The sequence below is a fragment of the Acinetobacter minutum genome, assembly GCF_035916735.1.
Classification (GTDB): Bacteria; Pseudomonadota; Gammaproteobacteria; order Pseudomonadales; family Moraxellaceae; genus Acinetobacter.
This window is the reverse complement of the sequence record NZ_JAQIHG010000004.1, coordinates 145,802-151,935: the sequence shown is the minus strand read 5'-3', so window position 1 is coordinate 151,935 and position 6,134 is coordinate 145,802. Positions and strand designations below refer to the sequence as shown.

5 protein-coding genes are annotated in these 6,134 nt (G+C 46.0%); 4 read left to right on the top strand and 1 reads right to left on the bottom strand.

All coding sequences use genetic code 11. The features are described 5' to 3' along the window. The first annotated feature begins 195 nt into the window (after positions 1-195). From PAE54_RS03475 to hcaR, 3 genes are read left to right on the top strand one after another with little or no spacing between them, the layout of a single operon-like run. Entirely contained in the window at positions 196-756 is a 561-nt protein-coding gene (locus PAE54_RS03475; RefSeq protein ID WP_326518442.1) for a TetR/AcrR family transcriptional regulator, read from the top strand. Positions 757-789: 33 nt separating this feature from the next. Next, positions 790-1,983, top strand: coding sequence for an MFS transporter (locus PAE54_RS03470; protein WP_326518441.1), 1,194 nt, complete (start codon positions 790-792; stop codon positions 1,981-1,983). A gap of 16 nt (positions 1,984-1,999) precedes the next feature. Continuing rightward, positions 2,000-2,899, top strand: coding sequence for a DNA-binding transcriptional regulator HcaR (hcaR, locus tag PAE54_RS03465; protein ID WP_326518440.1), 900 nt, complete (start codon positions 2,000-2,002; stop codon positions 2,897-2,899). A gap of 98 nt (positions 2,900-2,997) precedes the next feature. On the opposite strand, the gene PAE54_RS03460 is transcribed toward hcaR, so the two are convergent. Further along, positions 2,998-4,632 (bottom strand): bifunctional 3-(3-hydroxy-phenyl)propionate/3-hydroxycinnamic acid hydroxylase, encoded by a 1,635-nt coding sequence (locus PAE54_RS03460; protein WP_326518439.1) that lies wholly within the window; start codon positions 4,630-4,632, stop codon positions 2,998-3,000. A gap of 412 nt (positions 4,633-5,044) precedes the next feature. Between PAE54_RS03460 and PAE54_RS03455 the strand changes: the two genes are divergently transcribed. After that, on the top strand, positions 5,045-6,052 hold the full coding sequence (locus PAE54_RS03455) for a CobW family GTP-binding protein (RefSeq protein WP_326518438.1): 1,008 nt from the start codon (positions 5,045-5,047) through the stop codon (positions 6,050-6,052). The last annotated feature ends 82 nt before the right edge of the window (positions 6,053-6,134 follow it).

Genomic DNA, 6,134 nt, shown 5'->3' with positions numbered 1-6,134 from the left:
TGTCCCAGGGTTGTGAAGCTAAAACCACAGAAATACCCAAGAAAATGCCAGTCAATTTCTTAACTGACTGGCATTACTTCATGAGAAGGTCTTTTTTTATGCCTGAAATTTAACACTGATCCTTTAAAAGCTAGTGTTCTGTAAAAACTTGCTCTACAATAAAACGAAACGTATCGTTTCGAAATTTATTCACCCATGACAGAAACTGAAAAATGCTCACGCCGCAAGCAGCTCATTTTAGATGCTGTATTGGCGGCTTTACAGCAACATGACTATGCACGTCTTACGATTGAGGATGTGGCAGCACGGGCCGGGGTGGGGAAATCCACCATTTACCGCTGGTGGAAACACAAATCTGATCTGGTGTTGGATGCTTTTAAACAACAAACCGCTTCGGTCTTTGAACTGGATTTTACTGCTAGCCTGAAATATAACCTAAATCAACAGTTGCTCAAGCTCTCTGCCGCATTGAATCATCAGGTGGGCCGTGCGTTATTGGTTGTGATGGCTGAGAATCGTGAAGCAGCAGGCGAGTTCTTTAAGCAGTATTTACTGCCACGCCGTGAACAGACACGCAAACTGATTGAGCTGGCCATTCAGCGTGGTGAAATCCGGGCCGATTATCCATTTGAACTGATGCTGGATACCTTATACGGGCCCATCCATTACCAGATTATCTTTTTTAACCGCATGCCGGATCACGCCTATATTGAGGCTTTGGTTGATCTCGTGCTGCAACCGGTTTTATTGCCTTAAGTCTTCTCCCATTTGTGCAAGTTGAGATCTCCCATGTCCACTGCGACTGCTGAAAAGTTGTGGAACCGCTCATTTTTATTATGTGTGGCGACAAACCTGTTCCTGTTTATTTATTACTATGCCTTGTTAACCATCTTGCCGATTTACATTATGAAAGCATTGGGGGGCTCGGTGAGTCAGGCCGGATTGGCACTGACCCTGTTTTTGGTTTCTTCCATTGCCATTCGTCCTTTTTCAGGGTTGATCATTGAAAAAGTCGGTAAGAAAAAAGCCTTCTTGGCCTCATCCGCAATGTTTATGTTGTTGGCCTTGGGCTATCTATTCGTTGATAGCATGTTGGCGCTACTGGTCATCCGCTTTGTACATGGTATCTGGTTCAGTGTGTTAACGACGGTCACCGTGCCGATTGCCAACGAGTTTATTCCAGAACAGCGTAAAGGTGAGGGCATGGGCTATTATGTGATGTCCACCAATCTGGCAGTAGTATTCGGGCCGTTAATTGCCTTGACTGTGGTGCAATACAGTAATTTTACGACCTTATTTGCTGTGCTGACCGGAATTATCGCGTTAAGTTTTATTTTTTGTCTGATGATTCCAGTCAAAGAACATGTCCAATCTGTAATTTTGTCGCAAGATGAAGTCCGCCCTAAATTTAGTTGGCACCATATTATTGAAACGCGTGCCGTACCGATCGGTTTTGTGGCCTTGGTGACTTCTTTTGCTTATTCCAGCATTATGAGCTTTATTACAGCCTATAGTGAAAGCAAGCATTTGTTGGCCTATACCAGTCTGTTCTTTATTGTTTTTGCGATCTCGATGATTGTGGTTCGTCCCTGGATTGGCAAAATTTATGACCGCAAAGGGCCGAGTGCCGTGATTTATCCGTCATTCCTGTTTTTTGCCTTGGGTCTATTTACCGTGAGCATGATGAGTAATCAATGGATTCTATGGTTATCTGCGGTGTTTATCGGGATTGGATATGGTTCATTATTTCCATGTTTTCAAACCCTGGCGATTCAGGCGGTGCCGAAAGAACGGATGGGACATGCCATTTCCACCTTTTTCACCTTGTTTGATCTCGGGATGGCAGTGGGATCGGTCGTGTTGGGACTGGTGATCGCACGTTTTGGTTTTGAAAGTACCTACGGCTTATGTGCAGTGCTGGTACTTCTTACCGTGCTGTTATACAAAGCGACGGTAGCCAGCCGTTTAGCAAAAAAAGCCTAAAAGGGAGTGGGAGAAGATGGAATTACGACATTTACGCTATTTTGTTGCGGTGGCCGAAACACTGAACTTTACCCGGGCGGCACAGAAAATGTATACGGTGCAGCCTTCTTTGAGTCAGCAAATCAAGGATCTGGAGCATGAAGTAGGTGTGCAGCTGCTACTGCGTTCCAACCGTAAGGTTGAATTGACTGAAGCAGGCGAAGCCTTTTTAAAAGAAGCGCTGCTGAGTCTGGAACATGCAGAAAAAGCCGTTCAGGCCGCACGTCAGGTGGAAAGTCAGCAGAAAGAGCAATTACATATCGGCTTTGTACCGGTTGCTGAGATGAAGATTTTCCCCTACATCATGCCAAATATCCGTGCGCATTTTCCGGAGTTGAAGATTGATTTCCATAGCTTGACTGATGCTGAGCAGTTACAGGCACTGAAACGGGGTGAAATTGATATTGCCTTCACCCGCTATGTGGATGATTGCGATGAACTGGAGCACGTGCTGATTTTCCGTGAACCTTTAACCCTGATTATGCCGAAGGATTCGCCATTCGCTGCTCAGCGTCATGTCAGTATCAAGAGTTTTAATCAGCAGGATTTTATTATCAGTGATGAGAAGTCATCGCCACAATTGTACAAAGTCATTCAGGCATTTCTTCAACAGGAAAAAATCAAGGTGAATGTGGTACAGCATTCCACCAACATTTTATTAAATGTCAATCTGGTGGGGATGGGGGTTGGATGGAGTCTGGTGCCTGCCTACGTGATTCCTTTGCTCGGTGATAAAATCGTGGTGAAAAATACCATTGAACCGTTACCAATGATTGGTCTGTACGCCAGTTATCGTGCTGGAAAAAAACATAAAGCGATTGAGCTGATTCTGAAAATCTTGAAAGAACAGTTTCATGTTGACTTTTTTGCCTCCTGATGAGAACGCACTGACTAGAACCCCACACATGTGGGGTTTATTTTTGACGGCCAATAAAAAACCACTCCGTAGAGTGGTTTAACGTCGTCAACCGGGACTTATTTAAGATGCAACTTGGCAAACAGTTGCTGGCTGGTGTGATCCAGCGTCTGAGGAATGGCCAGTGCCGCGACAAAGCGGTCTGGACGGAGAATTACAATCGACTGGTTGGTTTGACCAAACCAGCTGCGGATTTCGGTCCCGATATCGCCAATGGTGATGACACCCTCAATTTTCTCACGTTGCGTATTGTCTAACTGTACTGCCGGTAGAACCTGAATAAATTTTACACCCAGTTTCTGCCATTTTTGCATGGTGCTTGGGCTGATGCCCCATTTCGGATTGACGCCCCAGGCGATTACTGCAAAATCATTGCCGATGACTTCATCGAGCAGTACGGTTTCACCCGATTCCAGCTTGACTTGAGGCTGGATAAACATCTTGCCGACCGGTGAGTTTTTGTTGGCTGTATCTGCGACCAAGGCACCTTCATGGTATTTAGGCATCGGTTTGAAACGCATTTCGAGTAGATAGCGTTTAATCGGCTGAATGTAATTTAAGACATAGGAAACGCCGTCACGCACAAAACCTTGCCATTTCTTCGGTGGAGCCAAGACATGACCGGCCATCACGGAAAGATCAATCATTGCTTTAGCATGATCTTTACGCTCCACCTGATAGGAGTCTAATAGATCTGGCGTTGCAACACCTTTGACGACTAGGGCGACTTTCCAGGCCAAGTTGAAAGCATCACGCATACCGCTGTTATAGCCTTGACCTTGCCATACCGGCATGATGTGTGCTGCATCACCGGCCAGCAAAATGCGGTCGACACGGAACTTGTCTGCAATACGTGCATTGTGGGTATAGACACGCTGACGGATCACTTCAATATTATGGGTATTTGGCAAGACCTTGGAGAGTAACTTGCTGATATTTTCCGGTTTGCTGAGTTCTTCCTGAGTCTCGCCAGGCATGACCATAAATTCGAAACGGCGGATAGCATGAGGCAATGCGGCAGACACATAAGGACGTACCGGGTCACAGCACAGGTAAATGTGTGGGGTCGCTAACGGGTCATTGGCGACATCAATCACGATCCACTGGTTCGGTGCTGTTTTACCTTCAAAGCCAATATTTAAAGTACGACGAATATATGAGTTACCACCATCACAGGCGATCAGATATTTGGCCCGTACCGCTTCTTGCTGCTGGTCTTTATTCTGGAGCTTTAAGGTGACACCTTCGTGGTCTTGCTGGAATTCACTGACATGACGTGAAAACAGGACCTGTGTTTTTGGATACTGTGCCAGGCCATTCAACAAAACACGGTCAACCTGCGGCTGAATAAAGGCATTACGACGTGACCAGCCAAATTCACGGGTCATCGGCTGGATATCCGCAAAACAGCGACCTTTCGGGGTCAGGAAACGCATCGCATGGTTTGGTGTCGTATGGGGCAAAACCTGCTCAATCAAACCGAGCGACTGAATGGTACGCAAGGCTTCGTCATCAATCCCGATCGCACGAGGATAGTCAATCAGGTCATCCAATTGTTCAATGACGGTAACTTCTACACCCTGTTTACTCAGGTAGTTGGCAATGGTTAAACCGACTGGACCTGCACCCAGAATGGCGACTTCAGTTGTGTAATTAACTTGATTTGAACTCACAGCAAAGATCCCTTTATTCATCTTTCACCCGCCTATTAAGGTTGAAGAGAGGGTCTTAGACAAGCTATGCCATAGTGGATAACAAGCAAGGGAAAAAACACTTCAGGATAGTTTTATGGATTTAATTATTTGAATATTAATGATTAATTTTTATTTATGTCATCATTTGGAGAGATTCTATGATTGTTCATTTCTATCATAGGGATGCTGTGAGATGGGAGGAAGAAAGATGAAACTTCTGAACAGATGATTTTAGAATTTTTCAGCTGTGTCCTCTGGATTTTCACGTATGATCAACGCTACGGTAAGGAAAGGTGATCGGTGCAATGTTCAGCTCGGGAAGAATAGGGCAAAACGCTGTGTTTTTTACAACATCAGGCCGAAACCGTAGAACACCGGTGAACAAAAATAAACTCAACATGTGGGTATTTTCTTGAAACTTGTCAGTGCAAACAACGCCATTCCAACACATATTATTTCGGGTTTTTTAGGGGCAGGGAAGACGACTGTACTGCAGCATCTGCTCAGCCAAAAACCAGAGGGTGAAACCTGGGCCATTTTAATGAATGAATTTGGCCAGATCGGGGTGGATCAGCAGCTTTTGCCACAGGATCAAGGCTATGCCGTGAAAGAATTACTGGGCGGTTGTTTGTGTTGTAGCAGTCAGCTACCGATGCAAATTGCTTTGTCACGCTTGCTGGCTGAAAGTAAACCCACCCGCCTGTTTATCGAGCCGACCGGACTAGGGCATCCTGCACAATTGCTGGAACAGCTGACCGAACCTCACTGGCAGCAAACCTTGGCCATGCGGGCTTTGGTGACGGTGGTGGATGGATCACGCCTACATGATCATGATTGGGTCAAACACAACCTGTATGCAGATCAGCTGAAAGCCGCGCAAATTGTGGTGGTTTCCCATCAGGATCAAATGACGTTTGCCGATGATCAGGCACTGGATGAATTAAAACAGGAATATCAGGCTTATGCTCAGCGCTGGCTGAGCAGTGCGCATGGCCAGCTGGATTTGGCTGAGATCGATCTGCCGTATGTCGGAACGCAGCGCAAGGTGCAACCTCTGTTAAAATTGCAACGAGCGAGTTCAAATACGACAGAGCAAAAGGTCGAAATCAAGCAACTGCCTTATCACTACGTGGAGACTGCACAAGGCTATAGTGTGGCGGGCTGGAAACTGCCGAAAAGCTGGCAATTTGATTTTTTCCCCTTACTCGATTTGCTCTGTCATCAGAAAGACTGGCTGCGCATCAAGGCGATCTTCAATACCAACCAGGGCTGGATGTATTTCAATTTCAATCCGGCCCAGTTTAATTACAAGTCTGGCGATGAAGGAATTGATAACCGTATCGAGGTGATCGTGCCGGATGAGCGTGACTGGCAGAGCTTCGAGCAGCAACTGCTCGCCTTGCAGTTAAATGCCAAGTGATTTGAACTGACAAGCTTTTGCGGTAGTAAACACGCGGAATAGCTGCTGCGTTCTGATCGGGCTTTTGTTATGCTGAGCGCCA